Raw genomic sequence first — 19156 nt, 5'->3', positions numbered from 1 at the left:
AGGCTATTAATTGATATTCGATACTTCAGAACTCTCAGCCAGTAAATTCTGTGCAGGGTCCCGCTGATAGGAAGGCCAGATATCCAGCGCTAGAACTTTCTCCGAGGGCAGACGCTCAATCAGCGTTTTTCCATTGATGACCTCGGAATCCAACTCATTGATATCGGCTAGCAAACGGTAGCTGGCCGTTTGTGCGACCGGTTGCCATCCACCCTTCTCCCAGCGCCAACGCTGTCCGTCCAGGCGTATTTGACCGGACTCCAGGTACTCGACCGTTAGAGCTGATGACAGAGGAGCCCCGAGCATATTTTGCGTCCGTGTCTCACCGACATAAGCGCTCAGTACATTTTCAATATTCTTCTGCTGCTTGATGTCATCGAGTAACGCGGACAGGGACTCAGGAGATTGCAGAAGCGTCCAGTCCAGTGCGGCCACCGGCGCATAGTAGCGAGTCCAACCGGAAATCGGTGCGGTGCTCAAGCGCTCAACGGGTACCTCACTGCCAGCCAGGTCTCTGGTCGTCTTATCGGAGTATCGAACCAGCACATCATCAAGCACTTCGATGCCATCGATTTCCGCTACACAAAGCAGGCCAATCGCTCCGGAAACTCCATCGCTGAGCCACGCGGAGCCGGCAATACGTCGTATGTCCGAACTTTCCAGTAAATGCTGGCGGGCCAAAGCTCGGGCGATATCGACCCGCCGCAGCCAACGCCCTGTACCTTCATCGGCAATATCCCAATGAGGCCCCTCGGACAATTGCAGCAAATTACCGCTGGCCCGTGTCTCTCCAAGTCCTCTTGGCCATTGGGCAATCCGTTTAATTTCGATATCAGTACCCAGCCGCTGGCTCACGCAGGCCTGCATCTGCCCAACGTCTTTAGCAATGGCAGAAACCATATTTGAGCGATCGGAATCATGGGAAATATCAAACCCATCGAATACCGCTAGTTTCGTATTGGGTGCCCATTGAATGGAGAAATCCAAGGGGCCATGGGTACTGCCCTGCTCACTAAAGACACTTTTATTATCTCTTTGGATTTGGATCTGCCAGCGCCAGTCCCCCGATGGGGCCGCGCCCTCAAGGGTTGTGGCCAGTTGCGAAGTCGGCAGACTGAACTCAGGGTTCAAGCCCAGTGCTTCACGTTCCGCTGACACACGTAAGATACGCTCGGGGTCAACACCGATACGCGGAACAATATCGCTCGCTTGTAACCAGACTCCACTGGCAGTCAGCCCTGAGGGTTCTCCCTCTGCGGACCACCCCGGCGCCTTCATTTGCCACAACAGTTTGATATTACAACCCTGATCAGAGCAGCCTGATACTGGCAGCGACATATGGTCGTAACGTTGATCCGGTGTGACTTCACGCCCGCCCACTGAGGCCTTAACCAATACAAATCCGTGGGGTAATTCAAACTGCAAGCCCTGCCCTTCGACATGAACTTTATGCAATAACCACTCACCTTCTACTGTTTGGTTATCCGGGTTGATATTGATATTCAATTCACCACCGGACACCTCAAACCCACTCGCTTTCGGCAGCCAATAAGATTCCCAGAGGGCATCTTCTTGTTTGAGTTGCTCTGGTGATTGATACCCGCCCTGCACTACCAGCCTATCTCCCAATACAGAACCGAGACCGAGAAGAAATAAAGCGGAACAAGCCACCAGAGCGCCCTGAGGGGCCATAAGACGTGAACGTATCAGGGCAAAACCCTGAGACATGCGGCTATCCAGTCCACGGGGAATCAAAAGAGCAGACAGGCCGATCATCAATAGGGCAAGCGCAACTTTAAATCCATCCAAGGCCAATAAATAACCGATCCAGGGTTCCCAACCACTGAGTGCTGACAGTTGAATATGAGCGGTGATACCCACTTCATAGGGCGGGTAATGCACCAGCTCCAGCTCATGATTGAGGACCAGAATAAAGGTCACAAACATTGACATGGAATAGGCAAAGCCCGCATGGCGGAACAGTGCATGCACCAAAAGCACCATCATCGACAACTCCAATAAAGGAGCTGTCACTATCAGCAATTGATAAGTGAACGCCTGTACGATATCGACAGATGCCGGAGAGGTGAGAAGCACAGCAATAATGCCCGATAGACCCGGCAACAGGGCCAACAGCACCGTCATGGCGAATACGGTAAGGGCAACGCCAAATAATCGTGTGTAGTCGGGCGCGGGGGTTGCAGACAGCATGTCGTCAAACCCAGGCACCTGATCCCTGCGGCACACCAAGCCAGTCAATGCGGCGATTACAAAAGCAATAACCAGGAAAATAACATCCTTGAGAAGCGGCAATAGCATTTCCAAGCGCGGTGCCATAGGCCCTTCAGCGTGCCAGATGATCTGGGTAAACGAGCTAGCCACCCCCATTATTACCAGGACCGCAACACCGACCCACCAAGCGCGACTACTCCATACGTGAAATAATCTCCAGCGAGCTTCCAGCATGAGTTGACGCAAGGCGCGGCCAACCGATGCGGTATCGGGCTTAGATGGAGAGAAATCTTTAACCTTGCGAGTGGCTGCCTTTTTAGCGGCCTTCGCCCGGGCAGGTTTGGCAGCCCCTTCCAGTACCAGTGTTTCCCTTCGCAAGTATTTCAGGCAAGCCGCCAAGGCAAGCAAAGGAACAAGACACCATAGAATTCGATTCAGTACCGAACCCAAAGTAAACGGCAGTAGCGAGGTTGATTTTTGCAGAGGTGTCCAGGAAGTAACCTCCGTATAAACGAAAGTAAATAGCGAGGGGTCCATTACCGCAGCCAGCTGCGGATTAATATTGCCACCCCGAAGAACGATCACAGCAAACATCCACAGCATCATTAAAGCCGCTGCGAGTCCAAAAGGACCGGCCAGGCTGCGAGTTCGCAACGTAGCGACAAAATACAGAGCGCCAATACCGATGCTCGCGGGAATCTGTAACCAGATCCATGCAAACCCAAGGGCTTTCCAGGGCGCTGGGCCAATCGCTGTTTCGGGCAGCAAGCCCATCCACACCAATACCGGCGAGACCAAAAATCCTACCAGCGCAGATGCACTTAATATGGCTCCTATTACCGCTGCGCCAAGAAACCGCCCCCAAAGCATTACGCTCAGGGAATTCGGTGTTGTATAGATCACTTCATGCAGACTGGCTTTGCGGTCCCGCAAAATAGGCTGCGAGAAAACCCAGGCCCAGGCAAAAAACTGAAAGAACATACATCCCGCACCCATCAGGTAAATGAGTGATGGTGAGTTCCGGGGAATATCTGTGGCCCCCATTTTTTGCATGTAGTCGGCATTGACCAAATTCAGAAGCAGGTAGATCACCAGCCCCCAGAAGGCTAAAGCCACGATGCCGCTGCTAAATCCGGCTCTTATCTCCAGCTTTGCCTCATGGGCAATAAGCGCCAGCTTGTTCATGCAGCCTCCCGCTGGTCTTTTACCTGTTCAATAGCCAGATGATAAATATCTTCCAGGCGAGGCGTGTGGGCAGTAAAACGAGAGTCTGCGGGTTTTTCCCCGTGTACGATTACCTGGGTACCATCGGGTCTGGCAATATTGTGCAGGGATGCGGGAAGTGATTCGCCACGGGGAATCAGTGCTTGCCACATCTTGCCTATATGAGGGTCTGTGACCTCCGGGGCTGTGCCCTCAACAACAATACGCCCAGAGGCCAATATGGCCAGGCGCTGGCACAGGTTTTCGATATCTTCAACAATATGAGTAGAGAGCAATACAATGGCATCCGCCGCGACATCCGCCAAAACACAGTGAAAGCGATTGCGTTCAGCCGGGTCCAGGCCAGCGGTTGGCTCGTCAACGATGATCAGGCGCGGCTCGCCAATCAATGCAATGGCAATACCAAAACGACGCAGCATACCGCCGGAATAGGTTGATACGGCTCGATCGGCTACATCGGCCAAATTGACCTGCTCCAATAGCCTATCCACTTCACGGCGTCTTGCGCTTGTTTCAGTGAAGCCTTTGAGCCAGGCAAAACGCTCCAGCAATGACCGCGCTGCAATTCCAGGATAGGCGCCGATATGTTGCGGCAAATAGCCCAGTTTACTGCGCATAAAGTCCGGCTTTGCCAGCACATCCACACCATCCAGCATGATCCGACCACTGTCCGGGGTTTGCAGGGTAGCCAAGGTACGCATCAAACTACTTTTCCCGGCACCATTAGGCCCAAGTAATCCGTACATGCCGGGGCCAACTTCCAAGTTAACGCCGTTTAACGCCTTCACCCCATTTTTATATGTCTTAAAGAGCCCTTCGATGATCAACCCTGATTGATTTTGCATCTCTCCTCCTAACCCCGTTTTATAAGTAAAAATTCCGTAATCACTTTTTTTGTGCTGTTCGTGTTTTCTTAAAACTCTAGTCGCAAGCCTGACCGACAATATCCGCGAGTGCCTGAACTGATACCGGCTCCGGTTCCCCTGGCTGGATCAACGTCGGCATACCGATTCGGGCCGTTAAATCACTCCACGCCATTGAGACACTCAATGCCCATTGACCACTTTGCTTGCGCTTCTCGGGTTGTGCGATATCAGTACAAAGGGAGTGCAGAGCCTCAATAACCGCCTCCGGCCAAGTGAGGGCAAAAATATCGTGGTAACTACGCATTTCCGTATCGCCCAGGGTAACCATGCTGGGAACGGCCAGCCGCTCTGTACCCTCGCCCTTTAAAATAAGCCGGCCGGTTTGGTCCCTTGGCGAATGCAACCTGGGATTCCAGAGCACTGGGCCGTGAGTATCAGTCAAAGTCAAAACCCCAGCCTCGCCACCTATAGCAAGCCGATGTAATAGCAGGGAATGATTATCAGGGTCCTGTGGATGAACCTGATTCTGAATACGCAAAGTCATGGGCACACCACCAAAGGTAGCCGACAGACTTTGAAAAGGATGGCCCTCTGGTTGCACCGGCTCGCTAAAAGACCAGGGGCGAAGCCCGCCCACTGCACGACCAATAACATCCAATAGCGGATAGGCCATCTGGCTGTTGCAAATAGCATCGATCATTTCCAGGCGCTGGTGCCGACGCAAGTATTCTGCCGCAGCCAGGAACTGCCTGGTGGGGCGCAAATTGGGGTAGAGGGTGTTAACGGCATAGGCCGAATTCCCCTGCTTTGCAGCTAGCAGGTTGGCGGTAATTTCCTTGGTGTGGACCGGATGCTCCTGCAATACATGAATGCCTCGTTTAAGAAACGATTGTGCTATTTCAGAACCCTCGCCCCCGGTTGCACCAGAACGCACAACAACACACACAATATCGATATCATCGGGGACCTGCTCTGCCTCGGTATAGAGCGGTACTCCATATTGCTCGGCACAGCTCCTGGAATAATCACTGCCACGAGCCAATAATCCAGAGAGTTCAAAATGTTCTCGGCCGGGTAATCTGGACGATGTCAGGGCTTCGAGATAAATACGACCAAAACCTGTCCCTGCAACGACAACCCGCTTGCGGTTATCAATTCCCATTTGACTCTCCCCGGTTTTCAGCCATGGACACGGCCCATTGCTCTAGTTGGTTCTTGTCTATCTGACCCTCAAGAGTCAGAGGCAATTGGTCCAAAACTTCGATATAGATTTCAGAATTAAAGTGATCGAGATATTCGGCCAGGCAATCTGCTGTCAGTCGCACTTGATTTTGCTTGGCTCTACAGGCGAAGAAGCGATGCCCTTGCCTGGACAAAGGGTGTTCGGAGACAGGCAAATCCATGACCAGCTGTAAGCCGGCAGCATCCATGGCGTTGTGCCACTGGGAAAGTGACAGGAAGGTTGCACCGGTATCTGTGCGCTCATCGACGGCATCCACCAACATAAACGCCTGTGATGCCATCACCCAGAACTCCTCACTGGTTGGCTCCGTCATAATGAACCAACCACCAGGGCGCAATAACTCGGCTGCCCTGCGCAATGACGCATCTGTGTCGCGGGCAGCGTTAAAAACACCACCGGCAATAATTACATCGAAGCTATTGGGGGAAAATCCCTGGCTGCGCGGTGAACGATCAATATCAAACAATCCACGGTGCAACCAGGGGCGCTGCTCCTGATCCCCATGTTTTGCGAAAAAGCTGTCGAGAAAAGCCGCAGAGATATCCGTAAACTGGAATTCAAAGTTGATATGGCCACTGGCACTATCCAACACTGGCAGTAGAGCCTGGGTAGTCGACCCAGTGCCAGCGCCAACTTCCAGTATTTTCAGAGTCTGTTGCTGGCCTTCCCAATTATTTAAGATGGACTTCAATAAAGCTCTTACTGAATGCTGCTGGTACCTGGCCGCTATACCCTCCCGGTAAAGCGCACTCGCTAACTCCGTGCTTCCACGAGGGAACAACAGATGCACAGCCTGAACCTTACCCCGAATCAGATCTGGTAATTGTTCCGCGTTAGCGCGGGCGTAATCGATCGTTTTACTGGCTCCAGACAGCATCCGCCATTCCTGTTCCAGCCGAGTCCATGCCAGAGCCAGGGCAGCATCACTGTAGCTGTCTGGATCTACCTCTGGCGACCAATACTCGCCATCAGTACGAAGTAACTGCTGCTCCTGCAAAACCTTGATCCAGCGCTTGATCAAAGCTCGGTGCTGCTGAGCCACCGGAGGGGATTCAAGTATTTCCGCTAAGCTGTGTACTGAATGTCGATCGCAAAACAATCCCAGGTGGCTGAAAGCATTCAGCATGGATAGCAAAGCAGTAGCGTTAAGTTGTTCCGTAATCTTTACCGCATATTCCAAATCAATATGGGCAAATTCCGCATCCAGCTCGGTATTAATTCGCTCGAACAACCCTGCCATATCAAGGTTACTGGCCTCTGCCCGCATTTTGGGCTGCGCAAAGACTGCCCAGCGATTCTCTCCAGCAAGGGGAATTGTCACGGAGCTGGCAACCGCAGGGTGTTTCGCAACACTTTCAACAAGAGTCGCAAGCTTTTGGGTCTGGGCTTGCTGGGCCTTTGCAACAGGTTCTATACCTTTATCGGTACAGACCCAACCGGAAATATCTTTTGCCAATAAGCGTTGAATATCCCGCAACAGAGATTGTGATAGCAAGACATCGGTTTCATACAAAAGGCATTGCAGGCTTTTGAGATTGGTCAAGGCCAATGCCGGGTGTGCGACCAAGCCTTTTAGCAAAGTTGACGTCAATACCGCACCGGAAAACCCTGAACGCTCCAGAGCCACCAGCGCTTTAGCTGGGTTGATAGCGGGGTCCTGCAATCGCACAGGCAGCCCACAACTCCATGCTGCGAAAATACCAAAGCGAGCAAATTCATTGAGCGGAGAAAATACGGCGACCTTTCCCTGAATAGGCCCCAGAGCTTCTTGCTGCGCTTCGAATAAGGTCAGGTTTGTCTCCACGGTGGTGTTTTCTGCCAGCAATACCGAAAACTCACCTCGATGGCCTTCTAACGCATTCGGGATTTGTACCTCTAAGGTCAAGCAATCCTTCTCTGGGTTCGCCTCAGGCACAAGTTCAAACCCGATACCCAGCCTTAGTGCCACCAAGTGCATCAGCAGAGGCAACCCATTCCCAGAATTATCAGCTTGCCAGAGTAGTGTTTTGCCTCGCTGTGAGCCCTGTTCTGCAAGCTGCTCACTGAGATTTGCAACCACGGAACCAGTCCAAGCCAGCACCTGACTGCCACTCCAGTCACAGCCTTCAAGTGATAATGCGGGATCTTCACCCAACTGTTCCAAACCACTTAAAATATTTGCTGCTATTGCTTCTATTTTCATCACAGTCCCTTAAACCGCCCTTGCAACAAATAAGGTTTGGCCGGCTACTGATAGCGGCGATGTCGAGGGTGCCAGGAAGTACTTATTCTCAAAGCCAGCGCTAACCAGCTCTTCCTGCCAGGCTGCGCTATCGATAAATACCTGATCCGAGCCCCCTCGCCGATCTTCACTGCCCAAAAGAGTCCCGGATTCAGCAGGGGAAAGCAGAAACTGCATAGCCGTTAACATGGCGTGGTTATCCCGAGTGGATTCGCTAAACAATAGCCAGCCACCAGGGACAAGCGACCTGCGAATACGCTTTAGCGTTTGGCCAATATGAGCAGCGTTGTGCAAAACATTGCCAGCCACAACGATATCGGTACTTGCCGGTGCAATTGACTGCACAGAAAAATCGACATTGATATCGAGCAGGCTGCAACGCAAACCGATGTGATTGCGAAATTTTTTCTGTGCCGCAGTGGTAAATACTGGCGATACATCGGTAAAGCGATAATTAACCGGCCTTCCGGCTAAAGTATCTAAAATTGCCGAAGTGGTTAGGCCTGCACCTCCCCCCAATTCAAGCACTCTCAGCATAGGCCCTGGCTTGACGGCCTGTTTTACGATGTACGCTGCGGCATAATTGAGATACGTCGTAAACCAGTTGTTCTGGTAGGCGGCCAGTGCCGTTAGTATTTCTCCATTCTCGAACAGCAATTGATTAATGGAGACTTGATTCCGCACCAGTTCAGACAAATGCGTCAGGAGCTTTTGATGTGACTCGGCCATTTCAGGGGGGAATCCCAGCGCACCGTAGGCCTCCGGTAATTTATCTGCTCCGACTGCACTCTCAGGAATTTGCTCCCAGGAGTAGTTGCCACTACTGAGCCTCAAAAACTCTCGTTCAACCAAGGCCACCAGCCAGCGGCGAACCAGCCAATGGTGTCGGCAGGCCGCACCTAGCGTATTAATAATTTCCTCACTGCCGCGCCCAACACTCTCTGGAGTCAGCACTCCGCTGGAGGAAAATAACTCCATAATCGCCCGCAGGCTGATAAACTCAAGCCTCTGCATTGCAGCCGGCAGTTTTGCCAAACCACTGTCTGTAGCAAGCTCAGCGGGTAAAGCTGCCAGCCCAGCCTCATGGGCGGTATCGGCGGGTGGAGGTGTTAGGTTTTTCAAATGGCTCCCTCCTCAAGGCACACCATATCTTCAATACTTGTTTCCAGGGTGGTTAAAAAACTGAATGCCCCAATCTTCGACATGCGTTCCATCGCCAATGCCGGCGGCAATACTTGGGCGCAGTAATGACAACCCGGTGGGATTTCATCGCGAAGTACAGCCATAGTGGTGACTGCGGCTACCGCTGCTGTTAGATCTGCATTGCCAGTGCCCCGCAACGCAGTTGTGCGAGTGCGCTCTTGCTCGTTGTATTTACCGGTAAGTTGCAAAAGCATCAGCACATAGGGATCGCGCCCCGCCAGATCCAGTTCACTGGCCCGACACAGGGCTGCACGCGCTTCATCGCGGCTAAAACCATGGGCAGTATTAAAGGCGGATAAAATATAAGAGCCGCTAACCGCGTTATACCAATCACCATCAGAGAGGGATAAATCCTGAGCTAGGCGCTCGCCCTCGCTATTTAAATACGGAAGCACAGTGGTAGATTCAGGAAAAAAGGGCAGCTCGACATCGGAACGGCGTTTCAATATTCCACTCACCCGGCGTCCATTGCGCCAGGCTGCCAAGGGTTTACTGTGCTGTTCATTGGCACCTTGCAAATAATCATCGGCGGCGACATCGGTAAATCGATCGCGCAAGCCGAAATAGCTGATCAGGCTCTCTACCTGTGAAAACTCCTGCTCTGCCAGCCAGCGTGGTAGCAGACTACTGAGCCCCGGCTGTAAGCCGGCTGATAAAACTGCGGTCAGACCATGGCTCTGGTAATAGGATCCATCGAGTTGCTCATAGAGGGCTTCATCGCCAGCAACATCGATATAGGCTGCTCCCACTTGTGCCGCAACTTTGGCAACCCTGTCGCCAATTAAATGTGAAGGTCCTGCACAATTGATCAGAACCTCGCAGCCAGATACAAACTGATCCAGTGAGGCTGCATCCAGGTAGTCCACCGTCTGATAAGAAATTACCGAATCACTGGATAGCGGCTGTTTATGTGCGTTGCGACCACCGATACGCATAGCACCCAACTCGAGGGACTGTAAATAACCGGTAACCGCTGCACCCACATCGCCATAACCACCTAAAATCGCAATTGTCATAGGCTTACCTCCATATCGGACTCAACCAAACGCCAGCCAGTAGCACGGCTGCGCTGTTGCCAAAAATGTGCATACAGACCCTGCTGGGATAACAACTTGCGGTGATTGCCAACTTCAGCCACCGCACCTTCTTCAAGTACGATTATTTGATCCGCGTTCATAATGGTGGATAATTGATGGGCGATCACAATGACAGTGGACCCTTGTTTTAATTGCTGCAGGGAACTGTTCAGGTACTTTTCATTGCGCGGATCGAGTGCTGCTGTTGCTTCATCCAGTACAACAATAGGTGCAGCTTTTAATAGGGCACGGGCGATAGAAACCCGCTGGCGTTCGCCACCAGAAAGTGCAGCGCCCCCCTCACCTACCTGCGTCTGCCATCCCTGGGGCAAACGCTCGATAATCTCATCCACGCCAGCCAGTTTCGCCACACGTTCCAGTTCTTCCTGACTGGCTTCGGGACAGCTCAAGCGAATATTCGCTTCCAGGGTGTCGCTGAACAGATACACATCCTGCATAACGATAGAGATCTGCCGCATCAGGTCTTCTGTGCGCAGTTGCCGCACATCCACCCCGCCCACTTTTACCTGGCCCTGATCGGTATCAAAAAAACGCAATAACAAACGGGTGATGGTGGTTTTACCCGAGCCTGATGCACCGACTATCGCTGTAGTGGTACCCGGAGAAACCCTAAAGGAAAGATCCTTCAATACCGGTTGCCCCGACTCGTAGCTAAAATTCACATTTGAAAATTCAACCAACCCACCCTGCTCGGTAAAAGGCTGAGATTTGGATGGCTGAGGTAGCGGCTGCTCAAAAAGAATAGCGGCCAGTCTGCGTAAATCATTACCGGCCATGCGCAGCAGACCACTGCGTCCGGCGAGTTCCGCCAGAGGACCGGTAAATCGGGCCGCCAAAGCTAGCAAAGCCACCAATTCAATAGGGGGAAGTTGTTGATTGAGCGTGAGCCAAATACCCACGGCAATCACTGCGGCAAAGGCGAGTTGCACCATAAATCCCCCTGCAAATAAACGGGGGAAGGTCTGCCGCAACATGGAACCCGCCGCTCTGCTTTGCCCGGCAATCGCCTCTTCCAGTGGGGGATAACCGCTGACATTTTTGCCAAAAGACCTGAGTACCGCTTGGTTGCGCGCAAACTCCACCACCCGGCTACTGGCGCGAGCACCGGCAGCATCCACTTCCGTTTCCATGGCGCCTATCCACTGGGCGGACCAGCGGTGGCCGATATAAATCAGGGGCACGAACAACAAAGCGGTCAGCCCCAAGCGCCAGTCAAACCACAACATTGCCACCCCCACTGTCAGTGGAGTAACAACACCGCTGACAACAGGAGGTAACAAATGGGCAAATACGTTGGTTACCATCAAGGTTCCCCCAGTTGCGCTGCGGGATAAACGACCCACTTTTTCGGAGTTAAACCAACCCAGAGGAAGTTGAGAGAGGTGTTCACCCAGTCGATTGTGCAGAGTTTTCAAAACCAGGATGGCCAGCGCAGCCCCTTTAATGGTTTGCTGGTAACGGGCAACGCAGGCGATCGCAACAACCGAGAACAGAGCGATCAACCAAAAGCCAACCACCTGCATCTCAGAGGCCAACAGTGCACTGAGCAGAGGCACCAGAAGTGTCACCGCGATGCCCTGCAAAACCCCATAGGCGAGAAGCCATACCGCATAAATGCCAACTTCACGGCGATGCGCAGGTCCGAGAATGGCGAGCAAACTGCGAATCATGATGAGACCCCGCTAATGACCTGAGCCTCACTACTAATTGCCTCTTCATTCTTTTCCGCACTGTTGTATAAACGCCATAATTCCGCGTAGTGATTTCCCTCAGACAATAGTTGTCGATGAGTTCCGCATTCAACCAAGCGGCCACCATCCAGGACCGCAATCTGGTCAACACCGGTGATGGTGTGCAGCTTATGGGCAATCACCAGTACCGTGCGATTACGCACCAGGCAGGATAATGCCTGCTGAATTTGAGCTTCGGACTCCGGATCGGCATGGGCTGTGGCTTCATCCAAAATCAACACAGGGGCATCTGCTAAAAGCGTCCGCGCGATACTTAAACGCTGCGCTTCTCCACCAGAAAAAAAGGCATCCTTGCCAATAACCGCCTGGTAACCTTGGGGGAAACTTAAAATTTTTTCATGGATGCAGGCACTGCGCGCTGCATCTACCAACTCCTGGTCACTGGCATCCGGGCGCCCAAGGCGCAGGTTATCTGCCACAGTGCCAGCCAATAGCTGAGCCTCTTGAAGTACAAAGCCAACATGTCGATATAAATTGTCCGGATCTATATCACGGACATCGACGTCTCCCAGAAGCACAGCACCTTGGGCCACGTCATAAAAACGGGGAACTAGTTTGGCCAAGGTGGATTTCCCGGCACCGGAGCTCCCCACCAAAGCTGTGATCGAGCCGGGGTGACAGCGCAAAGTAATATCGCTTAATACCGGCCGATCCTGGGTATAGACAAAGCTGACCTGCTTAAAGAGCAGCCCTGCATCTTTGGGCTCTTTGGGTTCAGAGGTAACAGCCAGAGGCTCAACCTCCAACAATTGATCGATCCTGCCTGCGGCAGCTTTGGCTTTTTGCTGGGCGGTCAGCCCCTGACTCAAGGTGAGAATCGTCTGGGGAATCATCACAGCGATCAGCGTTGTTGCGAGAACATCAATCGGCTGAATGCCTGTATTCACCACCAGCCAAGCGCCTCCGGCCAGACTCACCAACATAATGACCGGCACCGACAGGGCCAGAGAGGTGACTGCCTCCAGACGCACAAGCGGTGTAACCCAGCTTGTATAACGGCGACTGAAATCCTCGACGGCCTGTTGATAATTCCTGTGGGCGCGACCGGTTTGCGAGAAAACCTTGACCACCGCAATGCCGTGGACAAATTCAACAATCGCAGCACTGACCCGGCCAAAGTCCTTATCCAGCTGCTGCATTTTTTCCCCGAAACCACGCATCATCCAGGCGTAGGACACGAGGTAAATTGGCAGGGTAACTACCGCTAACAGGGCCAAGCGCCAGTCGAGCCAGAATAAGTAGCCCAAGCCCGCCAGCGGCAGTGCAAACGCAGCGGCCAACTCCACCTGATGATGCGCAACCATATGGTGGAGATCATCGAGATCATCTTGCACGGCCTTGCGGACCGCACCGGAAGTGTGCTCGCTGTACCAACCCAGAGGCACCTGCCCCAATTTCCGCACCAGGGCACGTCGCAGTTCCGCCTGCATACGCTGGTCGGCAATATGGGTTAACCACAAACCGATTACGGTGCAAATCCAGCCCATCGCCAGCCCGGCAACTATCGCCAACACAACAGGAATAATCGCCTCGGCAATATCACTGATATCCGGCGCAAGGAGCAGGCGAGCCAACTCAACGATACCGATAAAAGGGATCAGCGAAGTGAGCGCACCACAAGCACCGAGCGCCACCCCCAGCCCCACGAGGCCACGAAATGGACGCATCAGTTCCCGCAGGTCAGACTTTGGCAAAATTTGCTCAGCCATCTATTTACCCGCTTTACCGCGCTGTAATGGTTTTGCCAAATGCTCGACGACGGTGGCAACCTGCGGCGGTTCCATAACGCTAAAGTGATTGCCCGGCACATCGATTAATTCAAAATCACCCAGACAAACTTCCTGCCAATAAGGCGCAGCCATATGCCCTACGCCGGCGGTGACACCGAAGGATTGCTCTTCCTGGCAGCGCAAATACGTCATATCGCCAATATAGGGAGGAAGGTCAAAACAGGCGGCGCGCATACTGTGTCGGCACACCCGGAAAAGCCCCGGTATCATCGCGGCTTCGACCGGCACACCCGCTTGGGCAGAGGCTAACTCGGTATAACCGGTCAGGCGCTGTTCCTGGGTAAGTTGTGAGCGTTGTCGCACAGCTTCAGCGACCGTTTTAAGCCCTGCATCACCGTCGAGTTCTGCCATTGCACCGGCGGGAACACGACCGTTGTGTTTCTGCATTAAGGTCTCGATCGCGCGGGAAATGTCTTCGCTCTCGATATGCTCACCAAATACCGCTTTTACTGGATCGAGATTTAGGTTGGGGGCAAAAATCGCTTCGAAAGCCAGCTCTTCATCGGTATCCACAAACATTGGGATACTGTCGATCAGGCTCAGGTCAATCACATCGACGCCGCGCTCCAGCAATCTCCGCGAAACTTCCGTCGCCAGCAGACCACCCAGGCAGTAACCAATTAACTGGCAGCGCTGGTAGCCCTCGTCAATTATTCGCTGGGCGTAATCGTCGGCGGTGCGCTCGATTAATTCTTTTGCATCGATCGACAAATACTCTTCCGTATTCGCTACCGCAATCCCAAATACTGGACCCAGATCTTGAGCCGCAAGCGCTTTGCCCAAGTGCTGGAAATAATCCAGGGTACCCAGGGCTGCATGGAACATAATCCGTACCGGCGCCCCTTCTTTAGAGGCCCCTTTACCCTCGCCTATATGACTGAAAGGAACCATCAAGGAATTGCTGCCCTCGCGGGTAGTGGCAACCAAAGTGTCGCTCTCAGTATCTTCCTGCCCCTCGGCAACAGCATCCGGCTCAACTCTCAGGGCTCTGGCCAATGCAGCAACCGTTGGTCCGTTGAGCATGTGTCGCAACAAGGCGTCGTAAGTGAAAGGTTTCGCTTCCGGAATTTCTTCCAGCAATCGCCCTGCAACCCGCGCCATAATCAGCGAATCACCACCGAGATCAAAAAAGCTATCCTGGCGTCCGACATTATCGAGACCCAACGCATTCGCCCAGAGTTTGCACAGAGCAGTTTCCAGTGGGTCCATTTGCTCTGAGTTCGCAGCCTCTTGCGTATCCCCCGTTGCTGGGCGCCAACCAGCCAGCTTTTTGCGATCGATCTTGCCATTGGCGGTGAGCGGTAGCTGGTCGAGAACTTGCAAATGTGCGGGCACCATATGTGTGGGCAACCGATTCGCTAAAAAGTCCCGCAGTGTCCTGGCACTCAAATCCTGTCTGTCAGTTTTCATCTGCGCGGCCAGTAGATTCATGCCGAAGGCAGACAAAGGATGGTCATCTTCAGGCAGGGAAAGAATCTGTCCGGCTCCATTGGCTTTCAACAGCGACTGCCATTTCCCGATAGAAAGGAACTTGGTCGCACCACAAGCGCGATCATCACCCGCCGGGTCCATCATAAAGCCCTGGGTAAGTAAGATATGGGCGTGATCCACCGTTGGCTCAGTCAGGATTAACCAGCCTCCGGGTGCCAGTAACTCCACAACATTGGCAATAGCCGCCTCTGGATCTCGGGTGCTGTTGAGCATACCTGCACATAAAATGACATCTGCGCTATTAGGAGCCAAACCCTGGGCGCGATAGTCGGTATTGAGATCCATTAATCCAAAGCGCACCCAAGGCCACTCTTTAAATTGGCGGCGAGCCTCAGTCAGGAAAAATGCGGTCATGTCAGTGAATAGATAATCGACGTCATATCCATCCAACATAGGAATAACAGAAGCACTGGTAGCCCCTGTGCCCGCACCCAGCTCAAGAACCCTTAACCCTCTATCGCTCTGGGCGGCAATACGGTTAATTAATGCGGCAGCGGCGGCATTGTTATAGCGGGCGATAAGATCATCTCGATAGAGAGCCAAAGCCACCTGCTGGTCGCCTTGGGGGAACAACAACTCAAATGGGTTTTGTTGATTCGCTAATAACTGCGGTAATAACTCGATATGATCCCGGTGATATTGCAGGAATTCCCGATTACAAAAACCGCTTTCAATCCCCTGCTCAACTCGCTTCCACACAGCATCAACAGCGGAAGCATCAATTTCTTGGGTTCGCGTGTATTTTTCCTCAGTACTGGAGCTGGCAGTGGATAAGCTGAGCAGCTTTGCGTTAACGAGAAGGTCCAACCAACGACGCACTAACCAGTGATGCTTTTCATGTACTTTGGCTAAGGAGAGAACTTCTTCTGAACTATATCCCTGCTCACAATTTGTAAACGCCCCTAATTCCACCAGACCGTGAAGCATCGATAACAGGGATGCATTTTCAAGTGCCTGGACATAATCGCCGACACTGACAGCTTCTGGCTCACCAGCCTGATAGTGCGCAAACTGACGCACTGAATTTACCAGCTCGGGATCAATAGTCGCCGGTTCTGCATCATCTAAGCGACGGCTTTCCACAAAACCCAACAGATTTAAATCCGCTCGCGAGTCTCCCTCTTTCTTTTCAATCACCGTCGCCGCTGTTGACACTGCGGGGTGGGCCAGCAATGCAGACTCCACTTCTCCCAGCTCAATACGGTGTCCGCGAATTTTTACCTGTCCGTCTTCACGGCCCAGGAACTCGAGTTCACCACCGGGTAAATAGCGGCCCAAGTCACCAGTGCGATAAAGGCGCTGGCCATCCACCGGATGAGAAAAGAACTTCTGTTCAGAGAGCGCCGCATCACCGAGATAACCATCGGCCAATCCGAGGCCAGTAATCATCAGCTCACCCGCTACCCACACAGGGGCATCGCGCAATTGGCTATCCAATACCCTGAAGCCCTGGTTCGTCAGCGGCACGCCATAGGGAATACTGCTCCAAGCAGGGTCGACTCTCTCAATACGGTGGTAATTGGACCAAATCGCAGCTTCTGTAGCCCCACCCATACCGATCAGGTCGAGTGCTGGCACATGGCGCCTGATATGTTCCGGTAAAGTAACCGGAATCCAGTCTCCCGACAGCATTGCCAATCGCCACTCAGACAATGGACGAGGTTCTGTATCCAAATAGGTAGCCAGCATTTGTAACTGCGCAGGAACAGAGTTCCACAATGTCACCCGGTGCTCATCCATGACCTCCGCCCAGTGCGAAGGGTCTGCGCCACGGGCCGGATCGGTCAATACCAAAGTCGCACCCACTGCCAAGGGGCCGAAAATATCGTAGACCGACAAATCAAAACTGAGTTGAGCCAAACCCAAGATACGATCGCTCGAGCCCACCTCGAAACGCCGATTAATATCCAGCACCGTATTCAAAGCGGCCCGATGATTAATCATCACCCCTTTGGGATCGCCGGTAGAACCGGACGTATAGATAACGTAAGCGAGCTGCTCCGGGTCACCGTTGCTGGCCAGCGGAATTTCAGTTTCAGGAGCCAGGGTATCGACACTGATCACCTGCACTTCTGATGGCCACTGAACTTGGCTGGCGAGGTCACTGAGAGTCAGGACCTGTTCCGCCTCTACACTGAGCAATAATTTATTGAGCCGTATTTCCGGTTGTGCCGCATCCAGTGGCAAATAGATACCACCGGCCAGGAGCACACCAAGAGTCGCCGCTATTTGCTCTCGCCCTTTCGGCATTGCAATAGCGACACGGCTACCCAGCTGGAAACCTTCTTTAGCCAGAGCTTTGGCGATGCCCGCCGCTTTTTTTGCCAGGTCGCCATAACTCACACTGCCATTGCAATCAATAATGGCGATAGCTTCCGGCGTCGCCGCTGCCTGTACAAATACGCCCTGATGCAATAACTCTGAAGGAACAGGTCCATCGGTCTGATTAACCTGATGCCTCTCCTGTTGCTGCCACTCGGGTAAAGAAACCGGAGATGTACTCAGCCATTGCCCATCGCCACTCGTGGAAAGCTCATTCAACAAGCCGGTAAATGCCGCGAACATATCTTCCACCAGGCCCGATGGAAAAACGCCCTGGCGCACATCCCAGTTGATTTCCAGACCATCGGCGTCATCTCTCACTTGGCAGTCCAAGGTGACTTGCGGTGTCTGGGTAATTCCTCTGCCAGACTCTCTACCGCTGGCAGGTTTTTCTGTATCTCCCAGGCCAATAGCACTGGTAAATACCACCGGCATCAATGCGGCCTCCGGTCCTCGTGCACGGGATAGCTCCCGCAGTAATTCCACGCCGGAGAACAAGCGGTGATCAATATCATTGAACAACTGTTCGCCAATGCCTGCCGCCCAATCGCGAAAGGTTTTTCCATTGGAATCACCAATCGCCAACACACTGACCGAAGTAAAGTCCCCGATCAACTGGTTGACCTGAGGGTGTAAGGGCAATCGATTTAATAATGTAAGACTCAGGCTGAAGCGTGGCTGACGACTCCAACGCTGCAATACCCCGGCGTAGGCAGCCAGTACGGCAACTGATGCGGTCAGTCCAGCAGCACCGGCTCGCTGCTTCAGTTTCTGCCAATGGGTAATATCCAAGCGGTAGTGATGGCGATTAAAGCGCACAGATTCCGCTTCTGAGGCTGGCGGCAATACCGGTAGCTCAGGTGCTGCCGGCAGTTGATCGAGGCGGTCCAACCAATAGCGGCGATCGTTTTGGTAGCCTTGGCTGTCCAGTAGACTCCGTTCGGCCAGTAGGTAATCGCGAAAATCAATTTCCAGTGCAGGTAGGGAGGCACTGGGATTCGCTAGCAGAGTATCAAGCTCGCTGAACAGTATGCCCGCACTGGCCCAATCTGCGATCAGTGCATCCATAGAGAAATGTACGATATGTCCTTTATCCGTGCGGGTATGGCGCAGCTCGAACATCGGCCACTCACCAATGGTGTACACACGGTGGTCCAGTTCATCTCTCACCGATTTAAGGGCGAGTTCCAAGGCTTCCTCATCCATGCCGGTGAGGTCCTGACTGATCATCTGGTAGTGCGGCACTTCCTGGAGGACCCGCTGATATCCCTCCTGCTCAATAACCGCCCTCAACATAGGGTGACGCTCAATCAGCTGGTTCCAGGCTTCCTGCAAACCTTTTGGGTTTAATCCGGGATATTCCAGCTCCAGGTAGCCGTGACAGGCAACGCCACCATAGCCAAATGCATTTTGCCGCCCCAACAAATAGGCAGTCTGTACATCGGTTAAAGGGAAAGGCTCATGCCGATTTTCTGTGTCGGCCTCGACCACCACCCCCAAACCAGAGTCATTGTCAGCGCCTGATTGAGCAGCGTTTAATATTTCAATAATTTGTAACTTATGCTCCCGTAACCTTTGCTTGTGCTGCTCGGTCAGCAGGCCTTTGGCTGCGCGGAAACGCAATTGTTCAGACTCGGTCCAAAGTTCAACCCCAAGCCCTTGTAGTTCGTCGATCAGTTCCATAGCCGTCATGGGGTTAAAACTCCGTCCAATCGC

9 protein-coding genes are annotated in these 19156 nt (G+C 52.9%); all 9 read right to left on the bottom strand.

Features of this window, described 5'->3' with window-relative positions:
- Positions 1-6 precede the first annotated feature (6 nt).
- A complete protein-coding gene (locus tag ACJJI3_RS04910) occupies positions 7-3417 on the bottom strand; it encodes an ABC transporter permease (protein ID WP_444941691.1) in 3411 nt (1136 codons plus the stop codon).
- On the bottom strand, positions 3414-4301 hold the full coding sequence (locus tag ACJJI3_RS04905) for an ABC transporter ATP-binding protein (protein ID WP_282932862.1): 888 nt from the start codon (positions 4299-4301) through the stop codon (positions 3414-3416). The genes ACJJI3_RS04910 and ACJJI3_RS04905 overlap by 4 nt, the downstream gene beginning before the upstream one ends.
- Positions 4302-4377: 76 nt before the next feature.
- Positions 4378-5484 carry a Gfo/Idh/MocA family oxidoreductase gene (locus tag ACJJI3_RS04900; RefSeq protein WP_444941690.1) on the bottom strand — a complete coding sequence of 369 codons (1107 nt, stop codon included), beginning with the start codon at positions 5482-5484 and terminating at the stop codon, positions 4378-4380.
- Complete coding sequence (locus tag ACJJI3_RS04895) at positions 5474-7747, bottom strand: class I SAM-dependent methyltransferase (protein WP_444941689.1); 2274 nt, start codon at positions 7745-7747, stop codon at positions 5474-5476. Before ACJJI3_RS04895 ends, ACJJI3_RS04900 begins: the two co-directional genes overlap by 11 nt.
- Positions 7748-7756: 9 nt before the next feature.
- Positions 7757-8908 carry a class I SAM-dependent methyltransferase gene (locus ACJJI3_RS04890; protein WP_444941688.1) on the bottom strand — a complete coding sequence of 384 codons (1152 nt, stop codon included), beginning with the start codon at positions 8906-8908 and terminating at the stop codon, positions 7757-7759.
- The gene (locus ACJJI3_RS04885; protein WP_444941687.1) at positions 8905-10005 is read right to left on the bottom strand and encodes a saccharopine dehydrogenase NADP-binding domain-containing protein; all 1101 of its coding nucleotides are present in this window, start codon (positions 10003-10005) and stop codon (positions 8905-8907) included. Before ACJJI3_RS04885 ends, ACJJI3_RS04890 begins: the two co-directional genes overlap by 4 nt.
- Positions 10002-11756 carry an ABC transporter ATP-binding protein gene (locus ACJJI3_RS04880; protein ID WP_444941686.1) on the bottom strand — a complete coding sequence of 585 codons (1755 nt, stop codon included), beginning with the start codon at positions 11754-11756 and terminating at the stop codon, positions 10002-10004. The genes ACJJI3_RS04885 and ACJJI3_RS04880 overlap by 4 nt, the downstream gene beginning before the upstream one ends.
- Positions 11753-13546: an ABC transporter ATP-binding protein gene (locus ACJJI3_RS04875; protein ID WP_444941685.1), complete on the bottom strand. Its 1794-nt coding sequence runs from the start codon at positions 13544-13546 to the stop codon at positions 11753-11755. The genes ACJJI3_RS04880 and ACJJI3_RS04875 overlap by 4 nt, the downstream gene beginning before the upstream one ends.
- Positions 13547-19132, bottom strand: a complete 5586-nt coding sequence (locus ACJJI3_RS04870) for a non-ribosomal peptide synthetase (RefSeq protein ID WP_444941684.1) — start codon at positions 19130-19132, stop codon at positions 13547-13549.
- Positions 19133-19156 lie beyond the last annotated feature (24 nt).

The organism is Microbulbifer maximicatervae (SeqCode), from assembly GCF_052466985.1.
The sequence above is the reverse complement of the archived record's forward strand: the minus strand, read 5'-3'. Positions and strand labels throughout refer to the sequence as shown.